Genomic DNA, 15,986 nt, shown 5'->3' on the forward strand with positions numbered 1-15,986 from the left:
ACCGAAAAATCCGCAACGTTGGAATCGAAACGAGTCAAATGACTCGGGAGAATTGTGGTTGTTTCTGCACCAGATACTTGTCAAACACCATGCAGATATTGCGGATCAGCAGGCGGCCGGCGCTGGATACTTGAATGCCGGCGGCGGTTAAATCCAACAAACCGTCCGTTTTCATCGGCTGCAGGTTTGCCAATTCGGCGGCGAAATAGTCGTTAAAGACGATACCGAATTCCCGTTCGATGTGTTCGAAACTCAGCTCGAAATGGCAAATCAGTTGGGTAATCACGGCCCGGCGCAGTTTGTCGTCGTCGTCCAGATCCACGCCACGAAACACCGGCAATTTACCTTGCGCGATGGCTGCGTCGTATTCGTCCAGTTCCTTGTAATTTTGCATGTAGGCGTCGCCGACCCGACCGATCGAGGTCACGCCCAAGCCGACCAAATCGCAGTCGGAATGGGTGGAGTAGCCCTGGAAGTTGCGGTAAAGCTTGCCCTCGCGTTGGGCCACGGCCAACTCGTCGTCCGGTTTGGCGAAATGGTCCATGCCGATGTAGACATAACCAGCATCGGTCAGTTTTTGGCCGACCATTTGCAAAATCTCCAGTTTCGCCGCCGGCGACGGCAAGGCCGCTTCGTCGATTTGGCGCTGAGTTTTGAAACGGCTGGGCATGTGGGCGTAATTGAAAATCGAAAACCGGTCCGGGGCATAGGCCAACACCTGATCCAGGGTATCGGCAAAGCTGCGCACGGTTTGTAACGGCAAGCCGTAAATCAGATCGATATTGGTGGAGCGGAAGCCTTCCTTACGCGCCGCTGCCAGCACCGCGAAGGTTTGTTCCTTGCTTTGCAGCCGGTTGACGGCTTTTTGCACGTCCGGATCGAAGTCCTGCAAACCGAGGCTGATGCGATTGAATCCCAAGGCTCTTAGCTCGGCGATGGTGCGGTGGTCGGTTTCGCGCGGGTCGACTTCGATCGAATACTCGCCGCTATCGTCACTGTGCAGATTGAAATTGGCCCGAGTCGTGTCCATCAACCGCCGCATTTGCTCGGCGTTCAAAAAGGTCGGCGTTCCGCCGCCCCAATGCAATTGGTTGACCGGCCGGCTCCGATCGAACAGCGCCCCCTGCATCTCGATCTCCTGGCACAGATTGTCCAGATACGGCAGCGCATGGGCGCGGTTTTTGGTGACGATCTTGTTGCAGGCGCAATAAAAACAGACGGTGTCGCAGAACGGAATATGGAAGTACAGCGACAGCGGCCCGCCGGCGGCATTGGATTTTTCGATATGCCGCCGGTATTCGACCTCGCCGAAGCCTTCGTGCAACTCCAATGCGGTCGGATACGAGGTATAGCGCGGGCCGGACTTGTCGTAGCGTTTGATCAAGTCCAGATCGAATTTTATCGATTGATCCATTATTTCAGTTCCTGATCGATAGTCACGCTGACGGCCGCCGTCGGCGATCCATCCAGATTGACTTCGGCGCTGCCGACCAGATCGCCCGGTTGCGGCATCGCGTTACCGGATTTGGATATGCGGGCAACGATACGCAGTTGTTTGAAATCGGCCAGATGGGTTTGCGGCTGCATGGCCATGCTGTCGTTGAGTACGGCTTGCAGCGGCAGGTCTTTTACCTGTTGCTTGACGATAGCCAACGGCATTTTCGGACCGCTCAGGGCCTGGGCGTAAACGAATAGCGTGTCGTCCGGTTTTGCCTTGGTTTTCAGCTCGTCAGCCAGGGCGGCATCGATTTTAATTTCGACCGGGGCCGTGGCAGCCGCAGCGCCGGCGCCCTGCTGGGTTTCAGCCTCCGCCATCGCAATCATTTTCTGCAATTGCTGCCGGGTTTCGTCTTGCTCCGGCAACATGGCCGACAGTTTTTGCCAATAGGCGATGGCTTGGGCAAAGTCGCCTTCCTCGGCCTTGGCCATACCGCCCAGCCACAGCGCGGTTTGGTCTTCCGGCACCAGTTTCAATGCCTGATAGACCAATGCGGCCGGTTCGCCGCGCATCTGGCCGTTACGCGCCATCGACAATGCGTCGGCATAGTGCAGCATCACCGCCGGTTCGTTCGGTTTACGCCGGTTCAATTCGGCGAACGCTTGGGCGGCGCTATCGTATTGTTGCATGTACAAATAGGCCCGCCCCAACATCATCCAGCCCTCAAGATCGTCCGGTTGTTGTTGCAGGCGCTGTGCCAACGCGGCGACCATATTCTGCACATTATCGGCTGCTTTAGCCTGATTTTGCGCCAGTTCAGCCTTGGCAAGCGCTTGCGGCTCGCCCAGCGTCAGGTAGAGAAACAAGCTCAATACAGGCACCGCCAGGCCAAGCAGCGGAATCACCCAGCGCCCGGTTCCGGGCCTGAGCGCAGCCTGAGCCGGTGCGTCTTGCTGGATTTCATCCAATAAAGCCAGTTGCAATTCCTGGTACTGAGCATCGAACTGGCTTTGGGTCAATACGCCGTCTTGCAGTTGCTGTTTCAATTCGGCCAATTGCTGCCGGGCGATGGCTTTATTGCGGGTTTCGCCGTCGGCGTCATGCAAGGGCGCAGTTTTAAATAAGGGCGGCAACAAAATGGCCAAAGCCACGGCCACTAATCCGGCTATCGCCAGCCAAAACTCGATAGTCACGCGTCGTCACCCTGTTCCAGAATTTTTTTCAATTTCTCCCGCTCGGCAGCCGACAATTCCTTATCCGCACTGGCGCCTTTGGCGCGCAAAGTCCACACCACGGCCAGACCCAAGACCAGGAACAACACCGGCCCCAGCCAGAGCAAAAATGTTTTCAGTTTGAACGCCGGTTTATACATGACGAAATCGCCGTAACGCTCGGTCATGAAATTGACCACGTCCTGCTGCGATTTGCCTTGTTGCAGCATTTCGTAGACTTGGCGGCGCAGGTCCTTGGCCAGGTCGGCGTTGGAGTCGGCGATGGTCTGGTTCTGGCAGACCAGACAGCGCAGCTCATTGATCAGGCTCTGGTAGGCCTGCTCCTGTTCCGGTTGCTTGAAGTCGCGGTATTCGATGTCGGCCCTGGCCTGAACCAGGTGCAACGACAACATCAGGATCAGCCAATATTTCATGCGCTTTCCGCCTCTAGTTGTTGAATCAGCGGTAAAAACAGTTTTTCCAGATCGCCGGCTTGAATCGGTCCGGTATGTTTGTAACGCACCACACCGCGCTTATCGATAACAAAAGTCTCCGGCACGCCGTAAACGCCGTAATCGATGCCGGTACGACCTTCGCTATCCATGACGCTGACCGTGTAGGGGTTGCCCTGCCTTGCCAGCCAGCCCTGGGCAGCGTCGGCCTGATCTTTATAATTCAGACCGACCAGCGTGACTTTGTTCAGTTTGGCCAACTGGTTCAACAGCGGATGCTCTTCCCGGCACGACACGCACCAGGAGGCCCAGACGTTGAGCAGCCAGACTTTGCCTTTCAAGTCGGCCTGACTCAGGCTCCGCTCCGGCGTTGCCAGAATCGGCAACGTGAAAGCCGGCGCCGGTTTGTCGATCAACGGCGACGGGATTTCCCGCGGGTTCAATTTCAAGCCTATCGCCAGAAATACCGACAAGGCGATAAACAGTAGTAGCGGCAATAAATATTTCATCGATTTTCAGCGGTTTGTTTACTCGGCAACCGATAGCGGCGATCGCAGGCAGCCAGCAACCCGCCCAATGCCATGAACACGCCGCCCAGCCAGATCCACCGGATGAAGGCTTTATAATAGACTCGCAAACTCCAGGCGCCCTGCTCTCCCAAGGGTTCGCCGAGGGCTACGAACAAATCCCGAAACAGGGCGGCGTCGATCGCCGCTTCGGTCATCGGCATGGTTTGCACCCGGTACACGCGTTTTTGCGGCGCCAACTCGGCGACGATTTCTCCGTTATGACTGACGCTCAAATGGCCTTGTTCGGCGCGGTAGTTCGGGCCTTCACTGGCGGTGACGCCGTGAAACTGGAACACGTAACCGAATAGATCCAGCGTTTCCTCCGGCGCCAGACGCACGTCGCGTTCGATGCTGTAGACCGACGTGAAGCTGATGCCGATGACGAACACCGCGATGCCGATATGCGCCAAGGTCATGCCGTAAAAGCCGGCCGGAATTTGCTTCAAGCGTTGCCAGGACCAGCTTTGCAGGCGTTGTTTTAAGGCAAAAGCGCTGACCGCCAGAGTCCACAAGGCCAAGGCCACGCCCAACGCGGCGCCCCACGAATAAAACGGCATCGCCAACGGTGCCAGCAACGCGATGCCGATGCAGCCGGCAATCAAACCGCGCAGGCGCGCGCCTAACGCTTTGATATCGTCGCTCTTCCAGCGCAGCAAGACGCCGATCCCGACCACCAAAGCCAGCGGCGCCATCAACGGGATGAACACGGCATTGAAATACGGCGGACCGACCGACAATTTACCCAGGCCCAATGCATCGACCACCAGCGGATACAGCGTGCCGAGCAGAATGCTGGCGGCGGTTACGACCAGCAAAACGTTATTGACCAGCAATACCGACTCTTTCGAAACCAGTTCGAAGCGGGCGTAGCTTTTGACCTGCGGCGCGCGGATCGCGTAAAGCAGCAACGAACCGCCGACCACCACACCCAGAAAAATCAGGATGAACAAACCGCGGGCCGGATCACTGGCGAAAGCATGTACCGAGGTCAACACGCCGGAGCGCACCAAAAAGGTACCCAGCAGACTCAACGAGAAGGCGAAAATCGCCAGCAGCACGGTCCAGGTCTTGAACGCGCCGCGTTTTTCGGTGGCGGCCAAGGAATGGATCAATGCAGTACCGACCAACCAGGGCATGAACGAGGCGTTCTCGACCGGATCCCAAAACCACCAGCCGCCCCAGCCCAGTTCGTAGTAAGCCCACCAACTGCCTAGCGTGATACCCAGCGTCAAAAACATCCAGGCCACATTGGTCCAGGGCCGCGACCAGCGCGCCCAGGCCGAATCCAGGCGTCCCTCCAGCAGCGCGGCAATCGAAAAAGCGAAGGCTACTGAAAAGCCGACATAGCCCATGTAGAGCATCGGCGGATGAATCGCCAAGCCGGGATCCTGCAACAACGGATTCAGGTCTCGGCCTTCGGCCGGTGCCGGAAACAGGCGTTCGAACGGATTGGAAGTCAACAGCAAAAACAATATGAAGCCGACGCTGACCAAGCCCATCACACCCAGCACCCGAGCCCGGGTGGGATCGGGAATCCGGGCGCTGAAGGCGGCGACCAAGCCGGTCCAGATCGACAAGGCCAATGCCCACAGCAGCAAGGAGCCTTCGTGTGCGCCCCAAACGCCGGAGATCAGGTACAAAAACGGCAGTTCGGTATTGGAGTTTTGGGCGACATAGGCCACCGAAAAGTCGTGGCTGATAAAGGCATAGGTCAAACAGCCGTAGGCCAACGCCATGAACGCCAACTGACCGAATGCGGCCGGCCGGGCGACATGGACCCAGCCGCTAACCGCCTTGCCGGCCCCGAATATGGGCAGCGTGCCTTGAACCAGCGCCATGCATAGCGCCAGGATCAGCGCGAAATGGCCGATTTCCGGGATCATGGTTGCTCCGCCGGTTTCTTCAGACTACCCGCCACTTCCGGCGGCATGTAATTCTCGTCGTGTTTGGCCAGGACTTCCTCGGCGACGAATACGCCGCGGCTATCCAGTCGGCCTTTGGCGACGATGCCCTGCCCCTCGCGGAACAAGTCCGGCAAGATGCCGGAATACTCCACCGCGACCTCCTGGCTGAAATCGCTTAGTTTGAAACGCACCAGCAAGTCGGCGTTGGGCCGCTGCACGCTGCCTTTGACGACCATGCCGCCCAGCCGGAATACCGCATTGTTCGGTGCCTTACCGGCGACGACGTCACTGGTCGAAAAGAAATACATCAGATTTTCGTTGAATGCCTTCAACGCAAAAAAAGCCGCCAAGCCCAGGCCGGCCAACATTAACAGGATTAACAGCAGGCGCTGTTTGCGGATCGGTTTCATTTGGACTGCGCACGTTTTTGTTTGATGGCCAGTTGCCGAAATAATTGTTTGCGTTGCCAGACCGGCCACACCAGGTTCGCGACCAACACCAGCGCCGTGACGCCGTATGCCGGCCAGACATAAGCGGCGTAACCGCCCATGTACCAAAAGCTGTCCCAACTCATGCCTGTTTCTCCAACATGTTTTTCACCCATTGCGACGAGGTTTCCCGTTTCAGCAATTCCAGCTTGGCCGCCTGCAATACCGCAATCAGGTAGTAAAACTTGAACGCGATCGCCATCAGCAACAGCGGCACCAGCATCGTAATGTGAATCGACGGTTTATCCAGTTTGCTGACCGTCGCCGGCTGATGCAGCGTATTCCACCATTCCACCGAATAGTGGATGATCGGAATATTGACCACGCCGACCAAAGCCAGGATAGACACCGCTCGGGCGGCGCTGCGTTTGTCCTCGATCGCGCCGTACAAACTGATCACGCCCAGATACAGGAACAGCAGGATCAGCTCCGAGGTGAGCCTCGCATCCCAAACCCACCAAGTGCCCCACATCGGCTTGCCCCACAGCGATCCGGTAACCAGCGCGACGAAGGTAAAGCCGGCGCCGATCGGGGCGCTGCTGATCAGCATTACCTCGGCCAGTTTCATCCGCCAAATCAGAGCAATGCCGCCCATTACCGCCATCATTACGTAGACGAACAAGGACATCCAGGCCGCCGGCACATGGATGTAAATGATCCGGTAGCTGTCGCCCTGTTGGTAGTCGGTGGGTGCCAGATACAAGCCGCCATACAGGCCGGCGCCGAGCAGCAGCAGAAAAACGGCCGTCAGCCAAGGGATGAAACGGTCGGCCAGCGCGTAAAAATGCGGCGGCGAAGAAGTACGGTGAAAAAACCGGCTGACCGGCGCGGGTATCCAGGACATCAATTAACACTCATTTTTAACGCAATGGAAGTCGGCAACGGCGCCAGGGCCAGCGCCGCCAGCAACATCGCCAACAAAATATTCAACTGGGCGCCGACCGGCAATCCGCCGGCGGCACGATCGACCGCGCCGCTGGCGAATATCAACACCGGCACGTATAACGGCAACACCAGCAAAGACAACAACATACCGCCGCGGCGCAGACCGACCGTCAAGGCCACGCCGATAGCCCCGATCAGGCTCAATAACGGAGTTGCTAAGATCAATGTCAGCCATAAAGTTCCCATCGCCTGCTCGGGAAGCCCCAAGAACAAGGCCAGCAGCGGCGCGACCAGCAACAGCGGCAGCCCGCTGACCAGCCAATGGGCGACGATTTTGCCCAACACCAACACCGACAAGGCATGCGGGCTAAGCAGCATTTGCTCCAACGAGCCGTCTTCGAAATCGCTGCGGAACAGGCTATCCAGCGACAGCAAGGTCGCCAGCAAGGCCGACACCCAAATCACGCCCGGCGCCATGGCTTGCAACAAATTGGGTTGGGCGCCGATCGCCAGCGGAAACAAGGTCACCACCAGCACAAAGAAAAACAGCGGATTGGCCATTTCGGCGCGGCGGCGGAACGCCAGCAGCAAATCGCGGCGGATGATGGCCATAAAGGCGCGGATCAATGGCATGCTTGTAGGCGGATACGTTTCAGATTCAGGTCCGCCATGCGCAGATCGTGGTGCGAGGTCAGTACCGCCATACCGCCGTGGCTGATGTGGTCGGCGATCAGCGACTCGATCAAGGCGATACCCTGTTTATCCAGTGAAGTGAACGGTTCATCGAGTATCCACAACACATTTTGGGTGATCAACAAGCGAGCCAAAGACAGGCGCCGTTTTTGCCCGGCGGACAGCGTGTGCACCGGATTGTCGTCGAAACCGGCCAGTTTGACTTTGTCCAGCGCGTGGTCGATTTGGTACTTGCCAGGACTACCCAATGCCAACGCGAATTTGAGATTTTCCAATACCGTCAATTCCTTTTTGGTGCCGTCGGCATGGCCGACGTAGGCCATATCCCGGAAATAAGAGCTTTGCTCTACCGGCTGGCCACACCAGATGATCCGGCCGGAATCGGCTTCGCGCAATCCGCACAGGATGCGCAGCAGCGTGGTCTTGCCGCTGCCGTTGGCGCCCTCCAGTAACAGCGACTGCCCGGCCTGCACCTCGAAATTCAATGCCGAAAACAGCAAGCGTTCGTCGCGAAAGCAGGATAAATCCCTGACTTCCAGCGTCGCATGTTGCACGTTTTCCATTCTACTGTCCCTAGGTTCGGTGGTTCGAGTCATAAGAGGGGCGCTATCTTAACACTAACCGCCGCCCGCTTCCCAACTTGGCGACCGAGAAAATCGCGCTAATTATGCGATAATCGGCCGGATACGATTTATGGCAAACACCGGAGATTTTGCATGACCGCATTGATAGGTATCATCATGGGTTCCACATCCGACTGGGAAACCATGCAGCATGCTGCGCAGACCTTGGAGCATCTGGACATTCCCCACGAAGTGGAAGTGGTATCGGCGCACCGGACCCCCGACAAACTGTTTCGCTACGCCGAAACCGCCGAGAGCAAAGGTCTGGAAGTCATCATTGCCGGCGCTGGCGGCGCGGCGCATTTGCCGGGTATGACTGCGGCTAAAACCGCATTGCCGGTGTTGGGAGTGCCGGTCCAGTCCAAAGCTTTAAACGGCATGGATTCACTATTGTCCATCGTGCAAATGCCGGCAGGGATTCCGGTCGGCACCCTGGCCATCGGCAAGGCCGGCGCCATCAATGCCGCGCTGCTGGCCGCTGCCATTATCAGCAACAAGCACCCGCAATACCGGGCCGCGTTGGATGCCTACCGCCAACAACAAACCGACAGCGTCATCGCGACTCCCGACCCGCGTCAGGTGGCCGGATGAAGGTTGGCATTCTGGGTGGCGGCCAACTCGCCAGGATGATTGCGCTGGCCGGCTATCCGCTGGGCCTGAAGTTCATCGTCCTCGATCCCGATGCCAACGCCGGAGCCGGCGGCTTGAGCGAGCATTTGCTCGGCGCTTACGACGACCCTGCTCTATTGGCCGAATTGGCCGAAAAAGCCGATGTGGTGACCTATGAATTCGAGAACGTGCCGGCCCACGTTGCCGAATTCTTGTCCAGCCACACGCTAGTCTATCCGCCGGCCGGCGCCTTGGCCGTGGCGCAAGACCGTTTGCTGGAAAAAAACTTCTTCCGCGAATTGGGTATCGGCACCGCGCCGTTTGCCGCGATCGATAGCCTAACCGACTTGCAAGCGGCGATGGCGGAAATCGGCTATCCGGCTATTTTGAAAAGCCGGCGCATGGGCTATGACGGCAAAGGCCAGGCCGTATTGCGGTCGGAAGCCGATCTGGCTCCTGCCTGGGACAGCATGCAGGGTGCCGCTGCTATTGTCGAAGGCTTCGTCGATTTCCAACGCGAAGTCTCGATCATTGCCGCCCGCAGTCCGTCCGGCGAAATCGCTTATTACCCGCTCTCGGAAAACCGACACCGCGGTGGAATTTTGCGCATCGCCGAATGTCGCGACAAAGATCCGGCGCAATCGCTGGCCGAAGACTACGTCAGGCGCCTGTTGGAAAAACTCGATTATGTCGGCGTCGTTGCGCTCGAATTGTTCGATGCCGGCGATGCATTGCTGGCCAACGAATTCGCGCCCAGGGTGCACAATTCCGGCCATTGGACCATCGAAGGCAGCGAAACCAGCCAATTCGAAAACCATTTACGTGCAATTTTAAACCTGCCGTTGGGTTCGACCGCACCGCGCGGTTACGCCGCCATGGTCAATTTCATCGGCGGCCTCGCCGACGACGGCCAAGTGCTGGGCATCGCCAACGCCCACCTGCATTTGTACGACAAAGCGCCGCGCAAGGGTCGCAAAGTGGCGCACGCTACCATACGCACCGACTCGGAAGCCGCTTACCGCGCCGGCTTGCAACAGTTGGCCGATCTGGCCGCTGCCGCCGACGATTCCTGAGCAGTTGCCTGCCGCCGGTCGGCTGTCAGCCGAAGTAATTGTTTTTGGCAACCGAATCGATGGAGACCATGCGATTTGAGCCGAAGTGTCGGAACCAGACTCGCCCGGAGCTCACAGATACAGCGGCGCCATGCGCCGCCAATAATGGCCTTGGTGTGCCCGCCCTTCCCATTCGTATAACGCGTGCGGCACGCTTTTTTCGGCCAAGACCCGGCTCAATGCGTGGTTATTGGCCAAGAACGGATCCTGTTTACCGATCACCAAGGTAATTTCCATCCGCCGGATAGCCGACAATTGCGCCTCGCAGGCCAGATTAGGCAAAAAATGGCTCGGCGTGTGGAAATAAATATTTTCGTCGTAATAGCCGTCGAACAGGTTTTTGAAACATTCGACTTCCAGCGTCAAATCAAATCGACCGGAAAATGCCACTAATTTCCTGAACAAGTGCGGATGGCGAAATGCAATGTTGGCGGCATGAAAAGCCCCCAAGCTACAACCGTGCGCAATCACACAAGGGTGCGGATTTTTCAGTGCCATGAACGGCATGATCTCGTTCAACACATAGTCTTCGAAGTCTATGTGCCGCTGAATACGGTCTTGCGGTTTACGCCAAAAACAGTAAAAGGTCTCGTGGTCGATACTATCGACGCAATAAAGCTGTATGTAGCCAGCCTCTATTTTGTTACGCAGCCGTTCGACGATGCCCAGGTTTTCGTATTCGAAGAAGCGGCCGTCGCGCGTCGGGAAAACCAGGACTTTGGCGCCGGCGTGGCCGAACACCAAAAACTCCATGTCTCTACCCAATCGCGGGCTGTACCAGTGGTGGTATTCGCGGTTCATAACCTATGCCGGCGATACTCCGAAAAATTGCTGCAATTCGGCAACCAATTGCCGATCCTGTTCATGTTGGCGGGGGTATTCGAAATGCCCGGCCTCCAGTAAAAATAAACGCTTCTCGCCGGACCAGGCGTTGTAAATTGCAAATTGTCCGGGCGGAGCCACAACCGGATCGAACAACGCAACTGCCGCATGTAACGGCTGATTGGCATGGCGCGCGGCAACCGCGGCATCGTAATAGGCTAATGTGTCAAAAATATGAGGATGGTATTGGCTGTGCGCCTTCAGCGCAGCGGCACTGCCGCTGCTGGGCAAACTCAAGCGCAAAGGCTGATTACCGAACGTCGGTACGTTCAAATGCACACGTTTGATCCTGTGGTCCCACGGTGCAGCCAACGCACCGAGGCCGCCGCCGAAGCTGATTCCCATATAGCCGATACGCTCTACACATTGTGGATATATAGCCGCCAGAACCGTCACCGCCAGCCAGATATCCTCGACGCAACCGCCAATCACGTACCGATTCCGATCGTCTATCGCATGCAACACGTGTTGGTTAGGCTGTTCCGGCAAATGTCCGTTGCGACTGCGCGAAATACCGCGCATGCAAGGAAACAACAACGCGGCGCCGGCGATTTGCAGATGATAATCCGGTTGATCCCTGCCGCCGTAACCATGGCCGACCACGATGGCTTGGGTTATGGCCTGATTCTCGGGCTCCAGCAACCAGCCGCCGATCTTGAAATCGTCGGTAGAACGGTAATGCAAATCGTAGACCCGGTAACCAGCACGAGTAGACTGGTATTCAAGCGAATAATCCGCTGCGATATCGACGGTTCGTTGGTATTTTTCCTGCCAGAAATTGCAAAAATCGAGCGGCTGCTCCGGCGCGGGGACTGTCAGTAAATCGCTAAGGTTAAGACCATATCCAGGATCGTAACTGTAGTTGTGATGAAATAAACTCACTGACGATTACTGTAATTTGGATTGGCGATCCACAAACGGGATGAGATGAATGGTGATGGCTACTGCCGTCACGTTAGAAGCGTGAAATGAGGGAACGAAGCCAAGCACCCCGTTCCGATTACGGCTTAATCAACGATTTTGTATTTTTCCCTGGAAGCGTCGACCATATCCCGCAGCTCCTTTCCAGGCTTGAAATGCGGCACATGCTTTTCTGTCAACGACACCGAATCCCCGGTTTTCGGATTCCGGCCCAGACGGGCGGAACGGTGGTGTAATGAAAAACTGCCAAAGCCTCTGATTTCGATTCGTTCGCCACTGGCCAATGTATCGCTCAAGTGATCGACTACACATCTGACCGCCAATTCCACATCTTTAAGCGCGAGGTGCGGCTGCTTACGCGCCAGCATCTCTATCAATTCTGATTTCGTCACATCCAGCCCTGAATAATCAAAAAAGGGTGGCATGAGTGCACCCATGCCACCCTCGAAGATGGTTTTATTACTTGTCCATTTGTTTAAAGATATCGCCCAACGTTGCAGTACCTGCATTTTGCTGGGAATAATCTTTTATGGCGTTGGATTCTTCTTCGGCATCCTTCGCTTTAATAGACAACGAAATAGACTTGGTCTTTTTATCGACACCGACGAATTTGGCTTCGATTTCGTCGCCGGCTTTCAGCAACTTGCTGGCGTCTTCGACACGGTCGCGCTGAATTTCGGAAGCTCTCAAATAACCTTCGACATTGTCGGCCAGAGTGACGACGGCGCCTTTGGCATCGACTTCTTTGATGATGCCTTTGACTAAGCTACCTTTCTCATGCAAAGCGATGTAGTTTTGGAAAGGGTCTTGTTCCAGTTGTTTGATGCCGAGAGAGATACGCTCGCGCTCGGAATCCACTGCCAAGATAACAGTTTCAACTTCGTCGCCTTTCTTGTAGTTGCGAATCGCTTCTTCGTCGTTCTCGTTCCAGGAAATATCGGACATGTGCACCAAACCGTCGATGCCGCCTTCCAGGCCGATGAAGATACCGAAATCAGTGATCGATTTAATTTTGCCGGAGATTTTGTCGCCTTTGTTATGAGTCGCTGCAAATTCATCCCAAGGATTGGATTTGCATTGTTTCATGCCCAAAGAAATACGGCGGCGTTCTTCGTCGATTTCCAGAACCATGACTTCAACTTCGTCGCCCAACTGAACCACTTTGGACGGGTTGACGTTTTTGTTGGTCCAATCCATTTCGGAAACGTGCACCAAACCTTCGACGCCTTCTTCGATTTCGACGAAGCAACCGTAGTCGGTCAGATTGTTGACCTTACCGAACACGCGAGTGCCGGCTGGGTAACGACGAGCAATGTTTTGCCATGGATCTTCATCCATTTGCTTCATACCCAAGGATACGCGGGTTTTGTCTTTGTCGAATTTCAGGACCTTGACTTTAACTTCCTGGCCGATCTCTACGCACTCGGACGGATGGCGAACGCGACGCCATGCCATATCGGTAATGTGCAACAAGCCGTCGACGCCGCCCAGGTCGATAAACGCACCGTAATCGGTGAGGTTTTTGACGATACCGGTAACAATCGCGCCGTCTTGCAGCGTTTTAACCAATTCTTCGCGCTCTGCGCTGTATTCGCTTTCGACGACAGCACGACGCGACAACACGACGTTGTTACGTTTTTGGTCGATTTTGATGACTTTGAATTCCAGATCGCGGTTTTCCAGGAATGCGGTGTCGCGAATCGGACGCACGTCAACCAGAGAGCCAGGCAAGAAGGCACGCAATGCGCCAACCGCCACGGTGAAACCGCCGCGAACTTTGCCGTTGATACGGCCGATAACAGTTTCTTGAGTTTCGAAGGCTTTTTCCAATTCAGCCCACGCCTTGCTTTTCTTGGCTTTGTCACGGGAAAGAAGCGTGGCGCCCAGGCCGTCTTCAAACAGATCGAGAGCAACTTCGATCTCGTCACCGATATTGACTTCCAAGTCGCCGTCGGCATTCAGGAATTGCCATTTCGGAATGACACCTTCTGATTTCGCCTGTGTACTGACGATGACAAATTCGTTTTCGATGTCGACAACGGTACCAATCAACATCGCGCCAGGACGCATTTCGGTCTTGGCATAACTCTCTTCAAACAACTCTGCAAAGCTTTCGCCCATCTTTACTTTCCCAAACTTGCCACAACACCAGCAAGTTTTAACAATTATCAAAAAATTAATAAAAGCTACCGGCTAACGCCGATAACTGCCAAAAGTCTCATTCGACTAGATTTACTACCTGATCAATCACCTGTTGAATAGACAAGCTGGATGAATCGATAAAATGCGCACCTTCCGGCACGGTGAGCGGCGCCGAAGCCCGCTGAGTATCGCGATGATCGCGCTCCTCTATCTCCCGAGTGATTTGCGGAAGGTTAGCATCAATTCCCTTTTCAATCAACTGTTTATATCTGCGCAACGCCCTTTCTTCGGCACTGGCGGTCAAGTAAACTTTAAACTGGGCATCCGGAAACACCACGCTACCCATGTCGCGCCCGTCGGCGACCAGACCTGGAAGCTGTTGAAAATCCTTTTGTTTTTGCAGCAACAATGCCCGTACAGGCGGATAGGCGGCAATGATGGACGCCGCATTGCCGGTAGTTTCAGTGCCTAGCAAATCGGTTATGTCTTGACCGTTTAAAAGTACCCGTAAATTGTCGCCACAATCAAAACTCAGCGTCATGCTTTCCGCAATATCGCAAACCGCATCGATATCAGTTAAATCCAGTTCTGCCTGCAAGCAGGCGATCGCCAGCGAGCGGTATATCGAGCCGCTATCCAGATAATTCCAACCCAGAAGCCTTGCCACAGCGCGACTAACCGTGCCTTTACCAGCCCCGCTGGGGCCATCAATCGTTAAGACCGGAACTGACATAACTTACATCGTGCCCAAATTCAAACCCAATTGGGTCGCTAACGCCGGAAACTCTTTAAACGAGGTATTGACGTTGGCGCAATCGTTAATTGTGATCGGGCCGCTGGCGCGCAGGCCGGCAATCGAGAACGACATGGCGATGCGGTGATCGCCGTGGGAATCGACTTCGCCGCTACCCAATTGGCCGCCATTGATGACCATGCCGTCTTTGGTCGGTTGCGCGTCGATGCCGAGGATTTGCAAGCCGTCCGCCATCACCTGAATCCGGTCGGATTCCTTGACCCGCAATTCCTCAGCGCCAGTCAACACGGTTTGACCCTCGGCGCAGGACGCGGCGACGAACAACACCGGAAACTCGTCGATCGCCAGCGGCACCAGATGCTCGGGAATATTGATGCCTTTCAGCTGCGCCGAACGCACGCGCAAATCGGCCACCGGCTCGCCGCCGACTTCACGCTCGTTCAAGACTTCGATGTTGGCACCCATCAGGCGCAGAATGTCGATCACGCCGGTACGGGTCGGGTTGATGCCGACGTGCTTCAAAGTCACATCGGAATTCGGCGCAATGCTGCCGCCGACCAGGAAAAATGCCGCCGAAGAAATGTCGCTCGGTACGTCGATATTGGTTGCGGTCAACTTGCCTTCGCTGCTGATTTTCGCGGTGGCGCCGTCGCGGGTGACCGGGTAGCCGAAACCGGCCAGCATGCGCTCGGTATGGTCGCGGGTCGGCGCCGGTTCGGTGACGCTAGTCTCACCTTCGGCGTACATGCCGGCCAGCAACAAACAGGATTTGACCTGAGCACTGGCGATCGGCATGTCGTAATGCATGCCTTGCAATTTGCCGGCCTTGCCTTTGATATGCAGCGGCGCGGTGCCGTTGGGTTGGGTTTCGATTTCGGCGCCCATTTGTGCCAGCGGCACGGTGACGCGTTTCATCGGCCGCGACTCCAGCGACTTGTCGCCGGTCAATACGGTGTCGAACGCTTGGCCGGCCAGTAAGCCTGACAACAGGCGCATCGAGGTGCCGGAATTTCCCAGATACAGCGGCTTGTCCGGCGCTTTCAAGCCATGCTTGCCGACGCCGTGGATCGTCACCTCGCCGTTGACCGGACCTTCGATCTTAACGCCCATCGCCCGAAACGCTTCCAACGTGGAAATGGCGTCTTCGGCATTCAAAAAACCGGTGACATGGGTGACACCCTCGGCCAAAGAGCCGAGCATGATCGAGCGGTGGGACATGGATTTATCGCCGGGTACGCGAATTTCGCCGTTCAGGCTGCCGCCGGGTTGGACTTGGAAAATGACGTTAGTGGATGAAGACATA

At 56.0% G+C, this 15,986-nt stretch carries 18 protein-coding genes; 2 read left to right on the forward strand and 16 right to left on the reverse strand.

The features are described from left to right. Nucleotides 1-34: 34 nt before the first annotated feature. From hemN to ccmA, 10 genes are read right to left on the reverse strand one after another with little or no spacing between them, the layout of a single operon-like run. Complete coding sequence (gene hemN, locus AC0IM9_RS00520) at nt 35-1,414, reverse strand: oxygen-independent coproporphyrinogen III oxidase (RefSeq protein ID WP_186289451.1); 1,380 nt, start codon at nt 1,412-1,414, stop codon at nt 35-37. Next, nucleotides 1,414-2,631: a c-type cytochrome biogenesis protein CcmI gene (gene ccmI / locus AC0IM9_RS00525; RefSeq protein WP_482802676.1), complete on the reverse strand. Its 1,218-nt coding sequence runs from the start codon at nt 2,629-2,631 to the stop codon at nt 1,414-1,416. The genes hemN and ccmI overlap by 1 nt, the downstream gene beginning before the upstream one ends. Then, complete coding sequence (locus AC0IM9_RS00530; protein ID WP_278212062.1) at nt 2,628-3,083, reverse strand: cytochrome c-type biogenesis protein; 456 nt, start codon at nt 3,081-3,083, stop codon at nt 2,628-2,630. The genes ccmI and AC0IM9_RS00530 overlap by 4 nt, the downstream gene beginning before the upstream one ends. After that, nucleotides 3,080-3,610: a DsbE family thiol:disulfide interchange protein gene (locus tag AC0IM9_RS00535; protein ID WP_140910474.1), complete on the reverse strand. Its 531-nt coding sequence runs from the start codon at nt 3,608-3,610 to the stop codon at nt 3,080-3,082. The genes AC0IM9_RS00530 and AC0IM9_RS00535 overlap by 4 nt, the downstream gene beginning before the upstream one ends. After that, complete coding sequence (locus tag AC0IM9_RS00540; RefSeq protein WP_482802677.1) at nt 3,607-5,553, reverse strand: heme lyase CcmF/NrfE family subunit; 1,947 nt, start codon at nt 5,551-5,553, stop codon at nt 3,607-3,609. Before AC0IM9_RS00540 ends, AC0IM9_RS00535 begins: the two co-directional genes overlap by 4 nt. Next, on the reverse strand, nt 5,550-5,984 hold the full coding sequence (gene ccmE, locus AC0IM9_RS00545; RefSeq protein WP_482802678.1) for a cytochrome c maturation protein CcmE: 435 nt from the start codon (nt 5,982-5,984) through the stop codon (nt 5,550-5,552). The genes AC0IM9_RS00540 and ccmE overlap by 4 nt, the downstream gene beginning before the upstream one ends. Further along, complete coding sequence (gene ccmD, locus AC0IM9_RS00550; RefSeq protein ID WP_482802679.1) at nt 5,981-6,148, reverse strand: heme exporter protein CcmD; 168 nt, start codon at nt 6,146-6,148, stop codon at nt 5,981-5,983. Before ccmD ends, ccmE begins: the two co-directional genes overlap by 4 nt. Further along, nucleotides 6,145-6,906, reverse strand: coding sequence for a heme ABC transporter permease (locus AC0IM9_RS00555; protein WP_140910478.1), 762 nt, complete (start codon nt 6,904-6,906; stop codon nt 6,145-6,147). Before AC0IM9_RS00555 ends, ccmD begins: the two co-directional genes overlap by 4 nt. Then, nucleotides 6,906-7,580, reverse strand: coding sequence for a heme exporter protein CcmB (gene ccmB, locus AC0IM9_RS00560; protein ID WP_140910479.1), 675 nt, complete (start codon nt 7,578-7,580; stop codon nt 6,906-6,908). Before ccmB ends, AC0IM9_RS00555 begins: the two co-directional genes overlap by 1 nt. Further along, the gene (gene ccmA / locus AC0IM9_RS00565) at nt 7,571-8,203 is read right to left on the reverse strand and encodes a cytochrome c biogenesis heme-transporting ATPase CcmA (RefSeq protein ID WP_482802680.1); all 633 of its coding nucleotides are present in this window, start codon (nt 8,201-8,203) and stop codon (nt 7,571-7,573) included. The genes ccmB and ccmA overlap by 10 nt, the downstream gene beginning before the upstream one ends. Before the next feature lie 153 nt (nt 8,204-8,356). Here ccmA and purE point away from each other — a divergent pair, with 153 nt between their 5' ends. Both purE and AC0IM9_RS00575 read left to right on the forward strand, forming a co-directional pair. Further along, nucleotides 8,357-8,854 carry a 5-(carboxyamino)imidazole ribonucleotide mutase gene (gene purE, locus AC0IM9_RS00570; RefSeq protein ID WP_140910481.1) on the forward strand — a complete coding sequence of 166 codons (498 nt, stop codon included), beginning with the start codon at nt 8,357-8,359 and terminating at the stop codon, nt 8,852-8,854. After that, nucleotides 8,851-9,945, forward strand: coding sequence for a 5-(carboxyamino)imidazole ribonucleotide synthase (locus tag AC0IM9_RS00575; protein ID WP_482802681.1), 1,095 nt, complete (start codon nt 8,851-8,853; stop codon nt 9,943-9,945). The genes purE and AC0IM9_RS00575 overlap by 4 nt, the downstream gene beginning before the upstream one ends. Nucleotides 9,946-10,056: 111 nt before the next feature. Here AC0IM9_RS00575 and AC0IM9_RS00580 read toward each other — a convergent pair whose 3' ends face one another. The 6 genes from AC0IM9_RS00580 to aroA form a co-directional block, all read right to left on the reverse strand. Further along, nucleotides 10,057-10,785: an esterase family protein gene (locus AC0IM9_RS00580; RefSeq protein ID WP_445370508.1), complete on the reverse strand. Its 729-nt coding sequence runs from the start codon at nt 10,783-10,785 to the stop codon at nt 10,057-10,059. A 3-nt stretch (nt 10,786-10,788) separates the two neighbouring features. Continuing rightward, entirely contained in the window at nt 10,789-11,748 is a 960-nt protein-coding gene (locus AC0IM9_RS00585; protein WP_482802682.1) for an acetylxylan esterase, read from the reverse strand. Between the two features lie 125 nt (nt 11,749-11,873). Then, nucleotides 11,874-12,179, reverse strand: a complete 306-nt coding sequence (locus AC0IM9_RS00590) for an integration host factor subunit beta (RefSeq protein ID WP_054759678.1) — start codon at nt 12,177-12,179, stop codon at nt 11,874-11,876. Between the two features lie 67 nt (nt 12,180-12,246). Then, on the reverse strand, nt 12,247-13,908 hold the full coding sequence (gene rpsA / locus AC0IM9_RS00595; protein WP_140910485.1) for a 30S ribosomal protein S1: 1,662 nt from the start codon (nt 13,906-13,908) through the stop codon (nt 12,247-12,249). A 97-nt stretch (nt 13,909-14,005) separates the two neighbouring features. Further along, on the reverse strand, nt 14,006-14,662 hold the full coding sequence (gene cmk / locus AC0IM9_RS00600; RefSeq protein WP_482802683.1) for a (d)CMP kinase: 657 nt from the start codon (nt 14,660-14,662) through the stop codon (nt 14,006-14,008). A 3-nt stretch (nt 14,663-14,665) separates the two neighbouring features. Further along, nucleotides 14,666-15,985 carry a 3-phosphoshikimate 1-carboxyvinyltransferase gene (aroA, locus tag AC0IM9_RS00605; protein ID WP_482802684.1) on the reverse strand — a complete coding sequence of 440 codons (1,320 nt, stop codon included), beginning with the start codon at nt 15,983-15,985 and terminating at the stop codon, nt 14,666-14,668. Between the last annotated feature and the right edge of the window lies 1 nt (nt 15,986).

The sequence above is a fragment of the Methylomonas sp. Uni0011 genome, assembly GCF_056850255.1.

Bases quoted from the DNA above. Each gene is read 5' to 3' on its own strand.
- AC0IM9_RS00530 (WP_278212062.1), bottom strand. From the start codon at position 3,083: ATGAAATATTGGCTGATCCTGATGTTGTCGTTGCACCTGGTTCAGGCC.
- ccmD (WP_482802679.1), bottom strand. From the start codon at position 6,148: ATGAGTTGGGACAGCTTTTGGTACATGGGCGGTTACGCCGCTTATGTC.
- aroA (WP_482802684.1), bottom strand. From the start codon at position 15,985: ATGTCTTCATCCACTAACGTCATTTTCCAAGTCCAACCCGGCGGCAGC.
- hemN (WP_186289451.1), bottom strand. From the start codon at position 1,414: ATGGATCAATCGATAAAATTCGATCTGGACTTGATCAAACGCTACGAC.
- AC0IM9_RS00575 (WP_482802681.1), top strand. From the start codon at position 8,851: ATGAAGGTTGGCATTCTGGGTGGCGGCCAACTCGCCAGGATGATTGCG.
- ccmA (WP_482802680.1), bottom strand. From the start codon at position 8,203: ATGGAAAACGTGCAACATGCGACGCTGGAAGTCAGGGATTTATCCTGC.
- purE (WP_140910481.1), top strand. From the start codon at position 8,357: ATGACCGCATTGATAGGTATCATCATGGGTTCCACATCCGACTGGGAA.
- AC0IM9_RS00580 (WP_445370508.1), bottom strand. From the start codon at position 10,785: ATGAACCGCGAATACCACCACTGGTACAGCCCGCGATTGGGTAGAGAC.
- ccmE (WP_482802678.1), bottom strand. From the start codon at position 5,984: ATGAAACCGATCCGCAAACAGCGCCTGCTGTTAATCCTGTTAATGTTG.
- cmk (WP_482802683.1), bottom strand. From the start codon at position 14,662: ATGTCAGTTCCGGTCTTAACGATTGATGGCCCCAGCGGGGCTGGTAAA.
- rpsA (WP_140910485.1), bottom strand. From the start codon at position 13,908: ATGGGCGAAAGCTTTGCAGAGTTGTTTGAAGAGAGTTATGCCAAGACC.
- AC0IM9_RS00540 (WP_482802677.1), bottom strand. From the start codon at position 5,553: ATGATCCCGGAAATCGGCCATTTCGCGCTGATCCTGGCGCTATGCATG.
- ccmB (WP_140910479.1), bottom strand. From the start codon at position 7,580: ATGCCATTGATCCGCGCCTTTATGGCCATCATCCGCCGCGATTTGCTG.
- AC0IM9_RS00555 (WP_140910478.1), bottom strand. From the start codon at position 6,906: ATGTCCTGGATACCCGCGCCGGTCAGCCGGTTTTTTCACCGTACTTCT.
- AC0IM9_RS00535 (WP_140910474.1), bottom strand. From the start codon at position 3,610: ATGAAATATTTATTGCCGCTACTACTGTTTATCGCCTTGTCGGTATTT.